The following is a 17,888-nucleotide window of genomic DNA, read 5'->3' on the forward strand; positions in this document are numbered from 1 at the left end:
GGCCCAGAATGTACAAAATTGAACCGTTATGACATCGTGACGCCCTCCTGGACGACGAATCACGGGCCTCAGCTGTCACATCTATGGAACGCGTCAAGCACATAGTCCAGGAGTACGACCCGTGAAGCTCTTCCCCCGGATGCCGGCCGTGACCGCCCTGGTCGCCGTGGCCGTCTGCATGGCGCTGGCAGCCCCCGCCGAGGCCGCGCCGAAGAAGGCCAGGCTCGGCATCTCAGACATCACCCCCATGGGGGAGAAATCAGAGAAGGTGGGCGTCGGTTTCCCGATCATCGTGACGTTCGACCGCAAGGTGCGTGACCGGGCGGCGGCCGAATCGGTGCTGCGGGTGGAGGCCGAAAGGCCCGTCGAGGGCGCCTGGCGGTGGGTGGCCGACAACAAGGTCGTCTACCGCACCAAGACCTACTGGAAGCCGAACCAGAAGGTGCTCTTCAAGGCCCTGCTCAGCGAGATCCCGGGCAACGAGGCGGCGAAGAACGTCAGCCGCCGCTTCGCCGTCGGCGCGCAGAACATCTCCGTCGTCGACACCCGCAAGCACGTGATGAAGGTCTACCGCAACGGCAAGCTGGCCAAGAAGATCGCGATCAGCGCCGGCCGGGGCGGCCTGGTCAGGAACGGCGTCGACGTCTACCTGACCACCAGCGGCGTCCACCTGACCATGGGCAAGAAGGCCGTGGAGACCATGACCTCGTCCTGGATGGGCGTGACCGACCCCAAGGACCCGCGCTACTACAAGGAGCAGATCCCGTGGGCGGTCCGCATCTCCGACAGCGGCGAGTACGTCCACCAGAGCTACGGCGACTACCAGTTCCTGGGCCGCTCCAACCAGAGCCACGGCTGCGTGCGCGCCACCCCGGCCGGCGCCAAGTGGTTCTACGGCATCGCCCAGCGCGGTGACGTCGTGAAGATCACCGGCACCAAGCGCAAGCTCGACTGGCGCAACGGCTGGAGCTACTGGCAGCTCAACTGGACGCAGTGGAAGCAGGGCAGCGCCCTCTAGAGCTTCTCCAGCGGCGCGTAGGCCAGCAGCAACGTCTTCTCGCCGCCGGAGCCGAAGTCGATCTTGACCTTGGTCTTGTCGCCCACCCCGTCGACCGTCACCACGGTGCCGAGCCCGAAGGCGTCGTGCGTGACCCGGTCGCCGGGGTTGAGCGTGGGCACCGTGCGGCCGCCGCTCTTCTTCGGCGCCACGGCGGGCGTGGGCTCCCGGCGCGTCGCGGCGCTCCAGGCCGACTTGCTCGGATCCGTACGCCAGTCGATGAGCATGCCCGGCACCTCGCTGACGAAGCGGGAGGCCGGGTTGAACGACGGCGCCCCCCACGAGCTGCGCACGGCGGCACGGGTGATGTAGAGGCGCTGCTGGGCCCGGGTGATGCCGACGTAGGCCAGGCGGCGCTCCTCCTCCAGCTCCTTCGGTTCGCCGAGGGAGCGGATGTGCGGGAAGACGCCGTCTTCCATGGCCGTCAGGAACACCACCGGGAACTCCAGGCCCTTGGCGGTGTGCAGGGTCATGAGCGTCACCACGCCCTGTCCGCCGTCGGCGTCGGGGATCTGGTCGGCGTCGGCGACCAGCGACACCTGCTCCAGGAACTCCACCAGCGTGCCCTCCGGGTTGGCCTCCTCGAACTCGGAGGCCACGGAGATCAGCTCGTTGAGGTTTTCCAGCCGCGACTCGTCCTGCGGGTCTTCGGACGCCTCCAGCTCGGCGCGGTAGCCGGTGGCCACCAGCACCTCCTCGGCCAGCGCCGACGGCGGCATGCCCTCGCCCTTGACGATCAGCTCCTCGACGAGCGCGACGAACTCCTTGATCGCGTTGAGCGAGCGGGTCGCCATGCCCGGCGCCTCGTCGGCCCGCCGCAGCGCGTCCCAGAACGGGATCCGCTCACGGCTCGCGAACGCCTCGACCATGGCCTCGGCCCGGTCGCCGATGCCGCGCTTGGGGACGTTGAGGATGCGCCGCAGCGACACCACGTCGAGCGGGTTGGCCAGCAGCCGCAGGTAGGCCAGCAGGTCCTTGACCTCCTTGCGCTCGTAGAAGCGCACACCCCCGACGACCTTGTACGGCAGGCCGGTGCGGATGAAGATCTCCTCGAACACGCGGGAGGCGGCGTTGGTGCGGTAGAAGACCGCGACGTCGCCGGCCTTGACGCCCTCCTCGTCACTGAGCCGGTCCACCTCCTGGGCGACGAACACGGCCTCGTCGTGCTCGTTGTCGGCCACGTATCCGACGATCTTGGGGCCGTCGCCCTGGTCGGACCAGAGGTTCTTGGGCTTGCGCGACTCGTTGCGCGAGATGACCGCGTTGGCGGCGGCCAGGATGTTCTGGGTGGAGCGGTAGTTCTGCTCCAGCAGGATCGTGCGCGCGTCCGGGTAGTCGCGCTCGAACTCCAGGATGTTGCGGATCGTCGCGCCGCGGAAGGCGTAGATCGACTGGTCGGCGTCACCGACCACGCACAGCTCGGACATGTCGGCCCCGGGACGCACCACGTCGCCGTCGGCGGTGCGCACCTCGGGATGGCCGACCAGCTCCCGGATCAGGATGTACTGGGCGTGGTTGGTGTCCTGGTACTCGTCGACGAGGACGTGCCTGAAGCGCATCCGGTAGTGCTCGGCCACCTCGGGGAAGAGCTGGAAGAGCGTCACCGTGTTCATGATGATGTCGTCGAAGTCCATCGCGCCGGCCTCGGTGAGCTTGAGCTGGTAGCTCTTGTAGGCCTGGGCGAGCGTCTTCTCCAGGTGGGAGCCGGCCCGGTCGACGGCGGTCTCGTAGTCGATCAGCTCGTTCTTGAAGTTGCTGACCTGGGCCGAGAACGAGCGGGGCGGGTAGCGCTTGGGGTCGAGCTCCATCTCGCGGCACACCATGGCCATGAGGCGCTGGGAGTCGGCCTGGTCGTAGATGGAGAAGCTGGACGGGAAGCCGAGCCGCTTGGCCTCCCGCCGCAGGATGCGCATGCACGCGCTGTGGAAGGTCATCACCCACATCGCCCGCGAGCGCGGCCCGACGAGCTTGTCGATGCGCTCCTTCATCTCCTTGGCGGCCTTGTTGGTGAAGGTGATCGCCAGGATCTCGCCCGGATGGGCGTCGCGCTCGGCCAGCAGGTAGGCGATGCGGTGGGTGAGCACCCGCGTCTTTCCGGAGCCCGCCCCCGCCACGATCAGCAGGGGGCTGCCATGGTGGATCACGGCCTCGCGCTGCTGCGGGTTGAGGCCATCGAGCAAGGGGTGGTCAACAGAGACGTGGGTCGGCACCCACCTAGGTTAAGACGCTCCACCGACAATCGGCGCCCGGAATGCGAGTAGCCGGGCTTCGGTTGTCCCGTACGACGATCAGAAAGGGGACGGCATGCTGCCCGAGAACGAGATCAACCGGATCCTCGTCGTGTCCGCGCATCCGGACGACGCCGACTTCGGGGCCGCCGGCACCGTGGCCCTGTTCGCCGATGCCGGGGTGGAGGTCACGTACCTGCTGGTCACCGACGGTGACGCGGGCGGGAACGAGCGCACGCTGGACAACTCGGGCATGGCCGAGCTCCGCCGTACGGAGCAGACGGCGGCGGCCAAGTGCGTCGGCGTCACCGACCTGCGCTTCCTGGGCCATGCCGACGGCACCGTGGTGCCCTCGCTGGAGCTGCGCAGGGAGATCGCCCGGGTGATCAGGCAGGTGCGGCCCGACCTGGTCATCACGCATCACCCGGACCGCAACTACCAGTTCGTCGCGCCGAGCCATCCCGACCACCGCGCGGTCGGCGGCGCCACGCTGGACGCCGTCTACCCCGACGCGCGCAACCCGTACGCCTTCCCGGAGCTGTTCACCGAGGAGGGCCTGGAGGCGTGGACGGTGCGTGAGGTGTGGCTGACCGGCGGCTCGACGCCCAACCACTTCGTGGACATCACGGCCGTCGTCGACCGCAAGCTGGCGGCGCTGCAGTCGCACGCCAGCCAGGTGGCGCATGTCGAGGGGTTCGCCGACTTCGTCAGAAGCCGCTTCGCCGCCTGGGCCGAGGAGGCGGGCTTCCCCGAGGGGCACTACGCGGAGGGCTTCCAGGTCGTGCCGACCGCGTAGTCACGTCCCGTCACGGCACCGACCCGGGCGGCGCCACCCACAGCGCGGGCTGCCCGGTGACCTCGGCGATGCGGTCGTAGTCGCGGTCGTAGTGCAGCACGGTGGCTCCGTGTACCTCGGCGCAGGCCGCGATGAGCAGGTCGGCGGTGCTGATGCCCCGGTGCTGGGACTTTTCCACCAGGAGGGCCTGGACGTCGAGTGCCCGCTAGTAGCCCGCCCGACGGCGGGGTGGGGCATCCGCGCCAGAGCGCTCTTGTCGATCAGGTAGACCACGCCCGTGGCTACCACGCATGCTTCATGATCTCCGGGTCCAGCAGGTCCGTATTGTCCCGCGAGGTCCAGTACTCGAACGCTTCCCGCCGCCTGGCCCTTTCGGCGACCTCCGTCAGGGCGGCGTGCACGGTCTCCTTCATCGTGCCCGTCCCCAGCTCCTCCTGGGCCACCCGCAGGCCCCCATGGTCGCGCGAGAGCCGATGACGTGAGCATCAGCATTCCTCGCAGTGGGTGGAGCCGGTGCTGGCGATCAGGCCGCTGGTGTCGAGGCCGGCCGTCTTCGGCGGGCGCGACAGGGGCCCTGGGGGCGGATCCGGGCGGTCAGCGCGCTGCTGCGCGGAGGCTCACCACCGCTGCCGGGCCTCCTCGGCCCACCCGGTCAGGCCGTCGAGGTCGATCCAGGCGCCGTCGTCGGCCTGCGCCCTGCCGCTGAAGTGGCCGAAGCACTGGTGCGTCTCCGAGCCCACGATCCCCAGCTCGGTGCGCGCGATCTTCTCGTGGAACGGGGCGAACTCCGCCTCCACCCGCGTCCCCGTGATCCGCCACGGCCGCAGCCAGTCGTCGCGGTCGTAGTGCCAGGCCAGCTCCTCGCCGATCTTGTGCAGCCGCCCGTCGACGAACAGCGCGTTCTCGGTCATGCCGGTGCCGTCGGTCCACTTGCCGCCGAGCTGGATCGCCCGCCCGGGCGCGCTGCCCGCCGCCCAGTTCCACACCACCGAGTACGGCCAGCGCCCCCGGCCGTGGTCGAGCACCGCGAACGAATCCCGCTCGCCCACCTCGTACTCGCCGGAGGCCAGCCGCAGCCGCCCCCGCACCGGCCTGCCCACGTCCTTGAGCGTGTACTGGAACCGCCTGGGGCCCCACGGCACGACCACGCCGAGCGACTCGTGCCCGTCGGGCAGCGGGACCTCCAGGTCGACCTCGATGCCCGGCGCCACGGCCCGCAGCGAGGTGCCGCCGGGGCGCTGGCGGATGTCGATCCGCAGGGCGGCGGCCCGGGCGGACGCGGTGCCCTCGCCGCTGCGCTCGGGCATCGCGGTCGCGCGGGCCAGCGGCACCACCACGTCCTTGCTCGTCTCCTGGCCGGTGGCCCGGTCGAGCACGTAGAGGCCGTGCACGCCCGCGTAGTCGAGCGAGGAGGCGACCAGCCCGATCACGTGGCCGGGGGTGACGATCCCCCAGTATTCCCAGCGTTTGGCGCGGCCCCAGCCGCGCAGGTTGGCCCGGTGGAGCGGGCGCCGGGTCCAGCCGACCGCTGCCGGGTTGAGCCGTCCGTCCGGCAGGCACAGGTCGACGGGAGCCGTGATCTCCCGCTCATGCGTCACCATGATCGAAGGGTAGCGACCCCTCGTCACGGTGAGCCGCCAGGCGGGCGAACAGGTAGCCCAGCGAATTGGTGGCCAGGTGCAGCATGGCCGGGGCCAGCAGGCCGTTGTGCCGCCGCAGCTCGCTGAACAGCACTCCGGCGACGGCCGTCGACAGCACGCTGCCCGCCACCACCCGGGCCGTGTCGAGATGGGCCGGCGACTCCCCCGCGGCCAGCGCGCCCAGCGCCGGGTTGGCGCGGGCCATGTCGATCGCGGGCAGGATGTGCCAGAGCCCGAACAGGGCCGACGACACCGCCGTGGCCGTGGCGGTGCCGTGGGAGCGGCGCAGCATGCCGTACAGGGCGCCGCGGAAGCCGACCTCCTCCAGCAGGACCGTGCCGAACGGGACCTGGACCAGCGCCTCCTCCAGGACGCGGGCGCGGGTGAGGGAGAGCGCGCGCTCGTCGTGGAAGAACGGGCGGGTGCGGCGCAGGCTGATGCCGGCCGTGTAGACGGCCACGACGGAGGCGGCCAGGTCGCCGCCGACCAGCGCGCCCCGGCGGCCGCGCTCGAAGCCGAGCTCCTGCCACGACACGCCGGAGCTGCGGGCCATCGCGACTAACGCGGCCGTCGCGGCGGCCGAGGTGAGCGGCCCGAGCCGTGGCGCGACCTTGTTGTTGAGGACGTTGGCCGCGGCGAGCACGGCGATCGAGCGGAGCAGCACCCTTCGAGGCTACGTGGCCCGGGAGGCGGCGGAGTCGCGCCAGCCCGCGGGAAATCGGGTGCGGCGGCGCTCGTCCGGGGTCAGGCCGCCCCAGATGCCGTCGGCCTCGCCGGCCCGCAACGCGTAGGAGCGGCACTCGGCCAGCACCTGGCAGGACGCGCAGACGGCCTTGGCCCGGGACTCCTGGACGGGCGAGGGCGCGAGCGGGAAGAACAGCTCAGGGTCGCTGGACTTGCAGGCGCCCTTGCGCAGCCAGCCGATCTCCTCCAATGGCATGCGCCAACGCTATGACGTGCACATGATCAGCCGCATCATCCTCTGGGTTGACACGCGTGTACAACCTCAGCAGGCCCCGACGCCTTGCGTGTAGCCCGTGGCGAAGGAGCGCTGGCGCTGTTCGGCGGTGCCGTGGGCGGCCGGGTTGAGCCAGTCGTCGGTCGGGTCGCCGGCGGCTGCCAGGTTCAGCAGCAGCTCGTCCTCGTCCCCCGGCTCCGCCGTCAGCGCGCCGGATTCGACCAGCGCCTTGAGCGTGCCGCCCGCGTAGCAGTCGGCCTGCAGCTCGGCCTCGATGTTGAGCTGGAAGCGGGTCTGGAGCTGGGCCTGCACGGCGTGGCCGAACTCGTGCGGGATGATCAGGTAGACCGAGCCGTCGCCCATCTCGCTCCACAGGGCCGCCATCCAGTCCTGGTCGAAGGCGATGAAGTGGCCGAGCGGGCAGTAGAAGGCGTTGTCGGGCACCGCCGGCTCACCCCCGCAGCTCGGGCCGCCGCCGCCCGAATAGGGGACGAAGCCGGTCACCGGCCTGTAGGTGCGGCCCGCGGCGGCGAACTGCTGCTTCCAGAACTCCTCGGTCAGCGTCCTGGCGCCGCGCACGTCGTCGGCGAAGGAGTCGGCGCCGCGCGTGTCCCTGGACGGCACGTCGAGGACGCCACAGGCGGTGAGCAGCACGGCGATGAGCGCCAGGGGCCAGAGCCGGCGGGAGGACGTCACGAGCCTCAGACTGCCCAGGTGTGCACCGGATCATTCGTGTGCATGCGCATGATGTATTCGAGCGTCATCCGCCGCAGCGCCTCGTGCCGGTCGCCGCCGAGCGCCCGGACCTTCTCCACCTGCCACGTCGCGCCCGTGCGGCCCGTCAGGCAGCGGCCCTCGATGACGTCCAGCAGCCTGGCGGCCACCGCCTCGTCCACGCCCCACCGGGCCAGGCCGTCGCGGGCCATCGGCAGCAGGCGGCGCAGGATCAGCTCGGCCGCCGGCACCTCGCCCATGCCGGGCCAGTACAGGCGGGCGTCCAGGCCGTGCCGGGCGGCGGCGGTCAGGTTCTCCTCGGCGGCGGCGAACGACATCTGGCTCCAGATGGGGCGCTCGGCGTGCGGCAGGACGCGCATCAGGCCGTAGTAGAAGGCGGCGTTGGCCGCGATGTCGAGCACCGTCGGGCCGGCGGGCAGCACCCGGTTCTCCACCCGCAGGTGCGGCAGGCCGTCCACCACCGCGTACACCGGCCGGTTCCACCGGTAGACCGTGCCGTTGTGCAGGGTCAGCTCGTGCAGCGCCGGGATGCGCCCCGCCGCCAGTTCAGCGCGCGGATCCTCCTCCTCGCACAGCGGCAGCAGCGCCGGGTAGTAGCGGACGTTCTCCTCGAACAGGTCGAACACGCTGGTGATCCACCGCTCCCCGAACCACACGCGCGGCCGCACGCCCTGCGCCTTCAGCTCGTCCGGCCGGGTGTCGGTGGCCTGCTCGAACAGCGTGATCCTGGTCTCCTGGTGCAGCTCCCTGCCGAACAGGTACGGCGCGTTCGCCGCCACCGCCACCTGCGGGCCCGCGATGGCCTGGGCCGCGTTCCAGTGCGCGGCGAACTCCCCCGGGCTCACCTGCAGGTGCAGTTGCACGCTCGTGCAGGCGGCCTCGGGCGCGAGGCTGTCGGCGTGGGTGTCCAGCCGCTCGGCGCCCTCGATGCACAGGTGCAGGTCCTCTCCCCGGGCGGCGAAGATCTGCTCGTTGAGCAGCCGGTAGCGAGGGTTGGCCGACAGCGTGCCCTCGCCGATGTCCTGCTCGCGCAGCGTCGGCAGGATCCCGATCAGCACCAGGTGGCCGCCCCGTGACCTGGCCCGCTCCTCGGCGTGGTTCAGCCGGGCCCGCACGTCGTCCTCCAGCCGGCGCGCCCCGTCGCCGCCCAGCTCCTGCGGCTCGATGTTGATCTCGACGTTGAACTGGCCCAGCTCGGTCGCCCAGTCGGGCCGCTCGATCGCCGCGAGCACCTCGGCGTTGCGCATGGCCGCCTCGCCGTCGGCGTCCACGATGTTGAGCTCGATCTCCAGCCCGGCCAGCGGCCGGTCGTCCTCGAACCGGGATTCGCGCAGCATCTGCGCGAACACGTCGAGGCATCGGCGCACCTTCTCCCGGTATCTCCGCCGATCCTCCCGGCTGAACACCACTACCGGCACGTCCCTGCCCATACCACGAAATGTCGCACGGCCCGCCCGGCAAAGCCAGGCCGGCCGCGCCTACACCTCGGTAAGGGCGTACAGCAGGGCGCTCATGCTCGTCCCGCTGACGATGTCGCGCTTGTCGATCATCCGCCGGATGTCGGACAGCGGGACCCACTCCACGCGCTCGGCCTCCCACGGCTCGGTGGGCGGACCGATCCGCCGCGCGCTGTCGGCCAGGAAGATGTGGTGCTCGGAGTCGGAGATGCCGCTGGTCGGCTGGATGTAGAGCAGCGGGCGGAGCGGACCGGGCCGCCAGCCGGTCTCCTCCTCGACCTCCCGCGCGGCGGCGGCGACGGGCTCCTCGCCCGCCTCCACCTTGCCGATCGGGACCTCCCAGCCCCACGTGTCGGTGATGAAGCGATGCCGCCAGATCAGCAGGACCCGGCCGCGGCCGTCGATGACGACCGCACCGGCCCCGGGCGCCGTGCGGATCAGCCGGTGATCGAGATGCCTGCCGTCCGGCAGCTCCACGTCGGCGACACGGACGTCAATCCAGCGATCGGCGTAGAGCGGCTCTTCCGAATGGACCTTCCAGCGCATGGGTCGGCATCACACCAGGCGGCGGGCCGTCGCCCAGCGCGACAGCTCGTGACGGTTGGAGAGCTGCAGCTTGCGCAGCACCGACGACACGTGCGTCTCGACCGTCTTGACGGAGATGAACAGCTCCTTGGCGATCTCCTTGTACGCGTAGCCGCGGGCGATGAGCCTGAGCACCTCGCGCTCGCGCTGGGTGAGCGAATCGAGCTCGGGGTCGATGGAAGGCGCCTCGGAGGAGGCGAACGCGTCCAGGACGAAGCCCGCCAGGCGCGGGGAGAAGACCGCGTCGCCGTCGGCGACCCGCCTGATCGCGTCGGTGAGCTCCTTGCCGCTGATGTTCTTGGTGACGTAGCCGCGGGCGCCGCCCCGGATGACGCCGATGACGTCCTCGGCCGCGTCGGAGACCGACAGGGCGAGGAAGCGCACCTGCGACCCGGAGCCGAGCACCCGGCGCAGCACCTCCTGGCCGCCTCCGCCGGGCATGTGCACGTCCAGGAGCACCACGTCGGGCTGCAGGTCGGCGATCGCCTTCACGGCCGTGTCGACGTCCTCGGCCTCGCCCACGACCTCGATCGAGTCGCCCAGCTCGGCCCGCACACCGGAGCGGAACAGCCGATGGTCGTCGACGATCAGCACGCGCGTCATTGTTTTTCCACCTTCATGGTCAACATCACTTCCGTGCCCTCACCCGGCTCGGTCCGTACGCGAGCCGTGCCGCCATGGCGTTCCATTCTGCCGATGATGGACTCCCTGATGCCCATCCTGTCCAGCGGCACCGCGTCGAGGTCGAACCCCTTACCGCGATCCTTCACGAAAATCGTCGTCTCTTCACCCTCCACCTCCGCATAGACGGAAATAGACGGACTCTCAGAGTATTTGGCGGCGTTGACCATGGCTTGCCTGGCGGCCTTGAGCGTGGCGCCGAGCTTGCCCTGCGCGTCGAGGTCGATGTCGCCCACGCAGACGACCTCGATGGGCACGCCGTGCGCGTCCTCCTCCTCGGCGGCGATCCGGCGTACGGCGGCGGCCAGCGTGGCGTCGGCGTCCTGGGCGGGCTGGTAGAGCCAGTTGCGCAGGTCGCGTTCCTGGGCGCGGGCCAGGCGGGTGACCTCGCGCGGGTCGTGCGAGACGCGCTGGATGAGCGTGAGCGTGTGCAGCACCGAGTCGTGCACCATGGCCGCGACCTCGGCGCGTTCCTCCTGCCGGATGCGCTCGCGCCGTTCGAGCTGGAGCTCCTTCCACAGACCGGCCAGCCATGGGGCGGCGATGACGGCCAGCCCGCCGACCACCACGGCCGTGAACATCAACCCCGGCCTGGCCTCCTGGAACTGCCCCTCCACAGCCAGGAACCCGATCGCGCCGACGACCACCAGCAGCACGCCGAGCAGCGTGCGCACCCGGTTCTTCCTGATGCTCTTGGTGGCCCCGCTCACCCAGTGCTTGCGGCGTTCCGGGTCGGCCTGCTGCCACAGGATGATCGTGCCGATGCCGCCCACCGCGAACGGCAGCATGCCGATCCCGCCCTGCGAGGCGCCCGTCAGCCAGCCGAACGCCAGCAACGCCACGCCGATCGCGGAGAACGCGGCCAGCTGGCTCCAGTCGCGGGCCGGCACCGGACGGCCCTCGTTCGGCTGCTGCGGCGTGAGCATCCAGAGCACCGCGTACGCGACCACCCCGACCCCCTCCACGACGCTGAGCAGCACGAACATCAGCCGGATCACGACGGGATCGAGCTTGAGCTGCGTGGCGAGCCCCTGGGCGACACCGCTGACGAGACGGCCCTCCATGGCGCGTGTCATCCTGCGGTACGGCGCGGCGGCGCCCGGCTCTGCGAGAGTCTTCTGGTCAGCCATAACATCGCCATGTTCACACGTCGCGGGCATCGCGGGCATCAGGGAACAACCCCCGGGTCGGCTCAGGGGTCTCCCCGATGCGACCACCGGCCCACGTGGGCGACGATGGTGCCATGACAGAAGCACCGTCCAGGGAACCGGCCGCTCCCCCCGCCACGCTGCGCCGCAGCAGTGAGGGACGATTCCTCATGGGAGTCTGCGCCGGCCTGGGGCGGCACACCGGCGTCGACCCGGTGGTGTTCCGTGTCGGGTTCGCGTTGCTGATGGTCGGGTCGGGAATCGGGTTCTTCCTGTACATCGCGGCGTTCCTGCTGATGAAGGAGCCGAACGGGAAGCCGGGCATCATCGAGCAGTGGACCCACCGCGACTTCGACGCCGACACGGTGCTGGCGTTGCTGACCGCCGTGCTGGCCCTCGGGCTCGTCCTCAACCTGACGACCGTCTGGCTCGGCGCCGGCACCCTGGTGGTCGCCCTCTTCCTGGCCATCGCGCTGCTGGCGGCGCACGCCGGCGGGGTCGACCTGCTGGCGCTGGTCCGCTCGATGCCCGAACGCCTCAACCGCCGCCCCCAACCTGGCGGCCTCGACGAATCCCCGTCCCAGGACGTCCCGGCCTTCCCCCAGCCCCCGTCAGAAGCCGAGCAGCCGCCCGCGCAGGCCGTACACCCCGCAGGGGCGTCCGCCGACCAGGCGGCCTCCCCCCAAGAGGGGCAGACGCCCGCAGAGGGGCAGGAGCGCACGCCCGAGACCACGCAGGCCGCGGGGGCGTCCGCCGAGGAGGCGGAAGCCGAGCGCGCCGGTGCCCGGGCGGCCTCCCAGGAGGGGGACGGCGGGACGGAGGAGCGGCGGGCGCGGCGGGATCCGGAGGCGCGGCGGCTGCTGGAGGACGACAGGCCGTTCGCGAGTACGGCGGCCTACGCGGTGCCGGCGGCGGAGGCGCCCCCGAGGGCCGAGCAGCCCCGGGAGGCGGCGGAGCCCCTGCAGGAGGGCGGCACCGCGCGCCCCGGCGGGGACAGCACGCGGCGGACGGCGGCGCACGCGCACGGGGAGCCGTTCGCGCCGCACGGCCCGTACGGGTCGCGGGAGCCGAGCGGCCCGTACGGCGCGTACGGCTCCTACGGATCGCGGGAGCCGTACGGCGACTACCAGCCGCTGGACCCGGCCCGGCGCGCCGGCTACTCGCCGTACGACCCGGCACTGTACGGCCGGCCGGTGCCGCGGGAGCGGCGGCCGAAGTCGTACATCGGCGCCATCACCATGGCGCTGGCAACGATCATTGGAGGGATCCTCGTGGCGGTGCAGGCCGCATCACCCTCGGGAGTGCAGCCCACGCTGGTCGCGGGCGCGGTGCTGGTGACCATCGGCGCCGGGCTGCTGATCGCGGCCTGGTGGGGCCGGGGGGCCGGGCTGGTGGCGGCGGGCACCATGGTGACGCTGCTGATCGGGGTGGGACTGATGTTCGGCGGCCTACCGGCCAAGGTAGGCGAATCCCTATGGCATGTGACGAACCCGGCCGAGTCCGGGCGGGTGTACGACGCGGGCGTGGGCGACGGCACGCTGGACCTGTCGGAGCTGCGGCTCGAACCGGGTGCGAAGGTGACGTTCGACGCGTCGATCTCGGTGGGCGAGCTGGCGGTGATCGTGCCGCCGACGGCCAGGGTCGAGGTGTACGCGACCAACAGGATCGGTGACATCAAGGTGGATCAGTCGCTGCGCGGCGGCGTGGACGTCCAGTTCGACAAGGTGCTGGAGCCCGAGGTGGCACCGGAGGGCAAGGTGTCGACGATCGTGCTGAACCTGAAGGGCGGCGTGGGCGACCTGGAGGTGCGGCGTGCGGCGTGACCTCGACAGGCCGCGCAGGCTCCACAGGACCGACTGGATGGCGTTGCTGAGCGGGTCCCTGTTCGTCGTGCTGGGCATCCTGATCCTGACGGGCTCGATCACGGATCCGCTGGTCCTGCTGCCGGTGATGGTGGTGGGGCTGGCCTTCGCGGGACTCGTGGCGATCGTGGCGAGGGTGGTCCGCGGCAAGTAACCCTTGACCGGGACAAACCCGGGCGTACGTTGGCGTTGTCCGCCTTTCCCCCTGCTCCGAGGGAGGACGTATGCCCCGAATCACCGTCACCGTCGACGGGATCACGTACCAAGAGGACGTCGAGCCGCGGCTCCTGCTCGTCCATCTGCTCCGAGAACGGCTGGGCAGGACCGGCACGCCGGTCGGCTGCGACACCAGCAACTGCGGCGCCTGCACCGTGATGCTCGACGGCAAGAGCGCCAAGAGCTGCTCGGTGCTGGCCGTGCAGGCCGACGGCTGCGACGTCGTCACCATCGAGGGCCTGGGCGCGAACGGGTCGATGCACCCGATGCAGCGGGCCTTCCACGAGGAACACGCGCTGCAGTGCGGCTACTGCACGCCGGGCATGGTCATGGCCGCGATCGACCTGCTCAGGGACACGCCCGAGCCGTCCGAGGAGGCCATCCGGGAGGGCCTGGAGGGCAACCTGTGCCGGTGCACCGGCTACTGCAACATCGTCCGCGCGGTCAAGCGGGGGGCCCAGGAGATGGGGCAGGCGGTGAGGACGTCATGACCGAGGTGGGCAAGGCCAGGAGGCGCAAGGAGGACGCCCGGCTGCTGACGGGGCGCACCCAGTGGACCGACAACCTGCGGCAGCCGGGGATGCTGCACGTCGCGTTCCTGCGCAGCCCGATGGCGCACGCGAGGATCACCAGGGTCGACGTGTCCGGGGCGCGCGGCATGACCGGGGTGGTGGCGGCGTTCAGCGGCCAGGATCTGGCCGCCGAGCAGGGCAGCCTGCCGTGCGCGTGGCCGGTCACCGAGGACATCGTGATCCCGGACCACCCGCCGATGGCCGTGTCGGCGGTCCGCTACGCGGGCGAGGCGGTGGCCTGCGTGGTCGCCACCGACCGCTATCTGGCGGCCGACGCGCTGGAGGCGATCGAGGTCGACTACGAGCCGCTGCCGGCCGTGCTCGACCTGGAGGAGGCGCTGGCGCAGGACAGCCCGAAGGTGCACGAGGCGGGCAACCAGGCGTACACGATGAAGGTCACCTCGGGCGACATCGACGCGGCCTTCCGCGACGCCCCGATCGTCATCGAGCGCACGTACCACCAGCAGCGGCTCATCCCCGCGGCCATGGAGCCGAGGGCGGTGGTGGCGAGCACCGACGGCGACGCGTACACGATCTGGACGTCCACCCAGATCCCGCACGTGCTGCGGGTGATGCTGGCGCTGACCACCGGCATCCCGGAGCACAAGATCCGCGTCGTCGCCCCGGACGTGGGCGGCGGGTTCGGCTCGAAGCTGCAGGTCACCGCCGAGGAGGTGCTCTGCCTGCTGCTCACCCGCAGGCTCGGCAGGCCGGTCAAGTGGAACGAGTCCCGCTCCGAGGGCAACCTGACCGTGCACCACGGGCGCGGCCAGGTGCAGCGCGTCAAGCTCGCGGCCGACGCCGACGGCCGGGTGCGCGGCCTGCGCGTGGAACTGCTCGCCGACATGGGCGCGTACCTGATGCTGCTCACGCCCGGCGTCCCGCTGCTGGGCGCGTCCATGTTCAACGCGATCTACAAGATGGACGCGTACGAGTTCGGCTGCACGGGGGTGTTCACCACGAAGATGCCCACGGACGCCTACCGGGGCGCGGGACGCCCGGAGGCGACGTTCGGCATCGAGCGGATCATGGACGAGCTGGCCGCCGAGCTGAAGGCCGACCCGCTGGAGGTGCGGCGGCGCAACTGGATCAGGCACGAGGAGTTCCCGTACACGACGATCTCCGGCCTGACCTACGACTCCGGCAACTACGAGGCGGCCACCGACAAGGCGATGGCGCTGTTCGGCTACGACAAGCTGCGGGCCGAACAGGCCGACCGGCGTGACCGGGGGGACCCGGTGCAGCTCGGCATCGGCGTCAGCACGTACACCGAGATGTGCGGGCTGGCCCCGTCGCGGCTGCTGAAGGAGGCGCGGTACGCGGCGGGCGGCTGGGAGCACGGCGCGGTGCGCATGCTGCCCACCGGCAAGGTGGAGGTGATCACCGGCACGTCGCCGCACGGCCAGGGCCACGTGACGGCGTGGAGCCAGATCGCGGCCGACGCGCTGGGCGTGCCGTTCGACGACATCACGGTCATCCACGGTGACACGGCCATCGCGCACAAGGGCATGGACACCTACGGCTCGCGTTCGCTGGTCATCGGCGGCGTGGCGGTGCTGCAGGCGTGCGAGAAGGTCAGGGAGAAGGCCCGCAAGCTGGCCGCGCACGTGCTGGAGTGCGCGCCGGACGACCTGGAGTTCGCCGACGGCGCGTTCAAGGTGCGCGGCACCGACGCGCGCGCGACGATCCAGGAGCTGGCGTTCGCCGCGTTCACCGCGCACGACCTGCCCGACGGCGTGGAGGCCAGGCTGGACTCCGAGGCCACCTACGACCCGGACAACTACTCCTTCCCGCACGGCACCCACCTGTGCGCGGCCGAGGTGGACACCGAGACGGGCATGGTGCGCATCCGCTCGTACGTGGCCGTGGACGACGTCGGCAAGGTGGTGAACCCGCTCATCGTCGAGGGCCAGGTGCACGGCGGCATCGCCCAGGGCATCGGGCAGGCGCTGTTCGAGGAGGCGGTGTACGACACGGAGGGCAACCTGCTGACCAGCACGCTGGCCGACTACCTGCTGCCGTCGGCCGCCGACCTGCCGGACTTCGTCACCGACAGGACCGAGACCCCGGCGACCGGCAATCCGCTGGGCGCCAAGGGGGTGGGCGAGGCGGGCTGCATCGCCTCGACCCCGGCCGTGGTCAACGCCGTCGTGGACGCGCTGCGCCCGCACGGCATCCACGACGTCGCGATGCCGTGCACGCCCGAACGCGTCTGGCGCGCCCTGGAAGGAGCGCGGTCATGATCCCGGCCCAGTTCGACTACGTCCGCCCCGACTCGCTCGCGCACGCCTTCCGGGAACTGGCCTCCGACGAGGACGTCAAGGTCCTGGCCGGCGGGCAGTCGCTGCTTCCGCTGCTGCGGCTGCGGCTGGCGTACCCGTCCAAGCTGGTCGACGTGGCGCGCCTGCCGGAGCTGGCCGGCGTGCACGACCGCGACGACCACGTGTTCATCGGCGCGCTGGCCACGCACGACGAGGTCATGCGCTCGGCCGCGGTCCGCCAGGGCTGCCCGCTCGTGGCGCTCGCCGCCGCCACGGTGGCCGACCCGGCGGTACGGCATCGCGGCACGTTCGGCGGCTCGCTGGCGCACGCGGACCCGGCGGGCGACCTGCCGGCCGTGGTGCTGGCGCTGGACGGCGTGTTCGTCGCGCGGTCGGCGGAGGGCGAGCGGGAGATCCCGGCCGCCCGGTTCTTCGTCGACTACCTGGAGTCGGCGCTGCGGCCGGGCGAGATCCTGACCGGGGTGAAGATCCCCAAGCTCGGTGACGGCTGGGGCTTCCACTACGAGAAGTTCCACCGCACCGCGCAGGCGTGGCCGATCGTCGGCGTGGCCGTCGCCGTGCGCCGCTCCAACGGCGCGATCCAGGAGGCCAGGATCGGGCTGGCCAACATGGCCCCGACGCCCCTGCGGGCTCGCGCGGCCGAGACCGCGCTGCAGGGCACCGAGCTCGGCGACCAGGTACGGCAGGCCTGCGGGGAGGCGGCGACCGGCACCGCGCCGCCCGCCGACCTGCACGCCCAGCCGGACTACCGGCGGCACCTGGCCAGAGTGCTGACGCATCGCGCCGTGCGCACGGCCGCCGGGGCTCCCTGAGCCCGCCGTCCCGTGGGTGCGCGCCTCTTCCGGGGCGCCCCCACGGGACGTACGCTCGCAACCATCGGGAAGGAGCGGATCGATGGCGATGCGGTTCGAGCACGAGTTCACTGTCCCGGTCCCCGTCGAGCAGGCTTGGGCGGTGCTGCTCGACGTCGAGCGGGTCGCGCCCTGCCTGCCGGGGGCGACCCTGGACATCTTCGAGGGCGAAGAGTTCACGGGCAGGATGAAAGTCAAGGTCGGGCCGATCACCGTCACCTATCGCGGCACCGCCAGGTTCGAAGACGTGGACAAGGACGCGCACACGCTGACCATCCAGGCGGCCGGCAAGGAGGCGCGCGGCTCCGGCACGGCGGCCGCGACGGTCAAGGCGCGGCTGACGCCCGGCGACGGCTCGACGACGGTCGCCGTGGAGACGTCGTTCAACGTCACGGGGCGGCCGGCGCAGTTCGGGCGCGGCGTGATGGCGGAGGTCGGCGGCAAGCTCATCGACCGGTTCGCCGCCAACCTGGCCGACCTCCTCATCGAGCCCTCCGTCCCGGACGCGCCCACGACCGTCGTCGAGATCACGCCTGACGCGGACGCGGGCGCCGGCGAACGGCACCTGACAGCCGTGCCCGAGAAGACGGGAGTGCCCGAGAAGACGGGAGTGCCCGAGGAGACGGGAGTGCCCGGGGAGGCCGGGGCCCGGCCGGCGGGGACGGCCCGGACGGCGCTGAGCGCGGAGGAGGAGGCGCTCGACCTGCTGGAGATCGCCGGGGCGCCGCTGCTCAAGAGGGTCGCGCCGATCCTGGGCGCGCTGGCGGCACTGGCCCTCATCGCCTGGGTGATTCGTCGCCTTACGCGGTGATTTTCGGCA

Annotated in this window: 19 protein-coding genes; 8 read left to right on the plus strand and 11 right to left on the minus strand. The window is 71.4% G+C overall.

The genetic code is table 11. The features are described 5' to 3' along the window. The first annotated feature begins 121 nt into the window (after window positions 1-121). Window positions 122-1,018 (plus strand): L,D-transpeptidase, encoded by an 897-nt coding sequence (locus ADY59_RS25720; protein WP_053175159.1) that lies wholly within the window; start codon window positions 122-124, stop codon window positions 1,016-1,018. On the opposite strand, the gene pcrA is transcribed toward ADY59_RS25720, so the two are convergent. After that, the gene (gene pcrA / locus ADY59_RS25725; RefSeq protein ID WP_049566677.1) at window positions 1,015-3,237 is read right to left on the minus strand and encodes a DNA helicase PcrA; all 2,223 of its coding nucleotides are present in this window, start codon (window positions 3,235-3,237) and stop codon (window positions 1,015-1,017) included. The genes ADY59_RS25720 and pcrA overlap by 4 nt on opposite strands. Before the next feature lie 124 nt (window positions 3,238-3,361). Between pcrA and ADY59_RS25730 the strand changes: the two genes are divergently transcribed. After that, window positions 3,362-4,081, plus strand: coding sequence for a PIG-L deacetylase family protein (locus ADY59_RS25730; protein ID WP_049566679.1), 720 nt, complete (start codon window positions 3,362-3,364; stop codon window positions 4,079-4,081). A 10-nt stretch (window positions 4,082-4,091) separates the two neighbouring features. Here the strand turns inward: ADY59_RS25730 and ADY59_RS48970 are convergent, their stop codons facing one another. From ADY59_RS48970 to ADY59_RS25775, 10 genes are all read right to left on the minus strand, one after another. Further along, window positions 4,092-4,259 carry a PIN domain-containing protein gene (locus ADY59_RS48970; RefSeq protein WP_231618883.1) on the minus strand — a complete coding sequence of 56 codons (168 nt, stop codon included), beginning with the start codon at window positions 4,257-4,259 and terminating at the stop codon, window positions 4,092-4,094. Between the two features lie 103 nt (window positions 4,260-4,362). After that, complete coding sequence (locus ADY59_RS50300; RefSeq protein WP_156325734.1) at window positions 4,363-4,524, minus strand: type II toxin-antitoxin system VapB family antitoxin; 162 nt, start codon at window positions 4,522-4,524, stop codon at window positions 4,363-4,365. 174 nt (window positions 4,525-4,698) lie between these two features. Then, window positions 4,699-5,682 (minus strand): DUF2804 domain-containing protein, encoded by a 984-nt coding sequence (locus ADY59_RS25740; protein ID WP_197093849.1) that lies wholly within the window; start codon window positions 5,680-5,682, stop codon window positions 4,699-4,701. Continuing rightward, entirely contained in the window at window positions 5,669-6,385 is a 717-nt protein-coding gene (locus tag ADY59_RS25745) for a CPBP family intramembrane glutamic endopeptidase (protein WP_049566682.1), read from the minus strand. The genes ADY59_RS25740 and ADY59_RS25745 overlap by 14 nt, the downstream gene beginning before the upstream one ends. A gap of 9 nt (window positions 6,386-6,394) precedes the next feature. Next, window positions 6,395-6,661 (minus strand): WhiB family transcriptional regulator, encoded by a 267-nt coding sequence (locus ADY59_RS25750; protein WP_049566685.1) that lies wholly within the window; start codon window positions 6,659-6,661, stop codon window positions 6,395-6,397. Between the two features lie 66 nt (window positions 6,662-6,727). Further along, window positions 6,728-7,375, minus strand: a complete 648-nt coding sequence (locus ADY59_RS25755) for a neutral zinc metallopeptidase (RefSeq protein WP_049566686.1) — start codon at window positions 7,373-7,375, stop codon at window positions 6,728-6,730. A 5-nt stretch (window positions 7,376-7,380) separates the two neighbouring features. Then, the gene (locus ADY59_RS25760) at window positions 7,381-8,844 is read right to left on the minus strand and encodes a glutamate--cysteine ligase (protein WP_049566689.1); all 1,464 of its coding nucleotides are present in this window, start codon (window positions 8,842-8,844) and stop codon (window positions 7,381-7,383) included. Between the two features lie 48 nt (window positions 8,845-8,892). Next, window positions 8,893-9,417 carry an NUDIX hydrolase gene (locus ADY59_RS25765; protein ID WP_049566691.1) on the minus strand — a complete coding sequence of 175 codons (525 nt, stop codon included), beginning with the start codon at window positions 9,415-9,417 and terminating at the stop codon, window positions 8,893-8,895. A 9-nt stretch (window positions 9,418-9,426) separates the two neighbouring features. After that, window positions 9,427-10,059, minus strand: a complete 633-nt coding sequence (locus tag ADY59_RS25770; protein WP_049566694.1) for a response regulator — start codon at window positions 10,057-10,059, stop codon at window positions 9,427-9,429. Beyond that, window positions 10,056-11,267 carry an ATP-binding protein gene (locus tag ADY59_RS25775; protein ID WP_049566697.1) on the minus strand — a complete coding sequence of 404 codons (1,212 nt, stop codon included), beginning with the start codon at window positions 11,265-11,267 and terminating at the stop codon, window positions 10,056-10,058. Before ADY59_RS25775 ends, ADY59_RS25770 begins: the two co-directional genes overlap by 4 nt. Window positions 11,268-11,380: 113 nt before the next feature. On the opposite strand from ADY59_RS25775, the gene ADY59_RS25780 reads away from it, so the two are divergent. From ADY59_RS25780 to ADY59_RS25805, 6 genes are all read left to right on the plus strand, one after another. Further along, entirely contained in the window at window positions 11,381-13,108 is a 1,728-nt protein-coding gene (locus ADY59_RS25780; RefSeq protein ID WP_197093850.1) for a PspC domain-containing protein, read from the plus strand. After that, window positions 13,098-13,301, plus strand: a complete 204-nt coding sequence (locus ADY59_RS25785; protein WP_049566703.1) for a hypothetical protein — start codon at window positions 13,098-13,100, stop codon at window positions 13,299-13,301. The genes ADY59_RS25780 and ADY59_RS25785 overlap by 11 nt, the downstream gene beginning before the upstream one ends. Before the next feature lie 70 nt (window positions 13,302-13,371). Continuing rightward, a complete protein-coding gene (locus ADY59_RS25790) occupies window positions 13,372-13,854 on the plus strand; it encodes a (2Fe-2S)-binding protein (RefSeq protein ID WP_049566706.1) in 483 nt (160 codons plus the stop codon). Further along, window positions 13,851-16,178 carry a xanthine dehydrogenase family protein molybdopterin-binding subunit gene (locus ADY59_RS25795; protein WP_049566709.1) on the plus strand — a complete coding sequence of 776 codons (2,328 nt, stop codon included), beginning with the start codon at window positions 13,851-13,853 and terminating at the stop codon, window positions 16,176-16,178. The genes ADY59_RS25790 and ADY59_RS25795 overlap by 4 nt, the downstream gene beginning before the upstream one ends. Beyond that, on the plus strand, window positions 16,175-17,029 hold the full coding sequence (locus ADY59_RS25800; protein WP_049566712.1) for an FAD binding domain-containing protein: 855 nt from the start codon (window positions 16,175-16,177) through the stop codon (window positions 17,027-17,029). Before ADY59_RS25795 ends, ADY59_RS25800 begins: the two co-directional genes overlap by 4 nt. Window positions 17,030-17,111: 82 nt before the next feature. Further along, window positions 17,112-17,879 carry an SRPBCC family protein gene (locus ADY59_RS25805; protein ID WP_049566715.1) on the plus strand — a complete coding sequence of 256 codons (768 nt, stop codon included), beginning with the start codon at window positions 17,112-17,114 and terminating at the stop codon, window positions 17,877-17,879. Window positions 17,880-17,888: the final 9 nt, after the last annotated feature.

The sequence above is a fragment of the Nonomuraea sp. SBT364 genome (genome assembly GCF_001083785.1).
In the GTDB taxonomy this organism is placed as follows: Bacteria; Actinomycetota; Actinomycetes; order Streptosporangiales; family Streptosporangiaceae; genus Nonomuraea.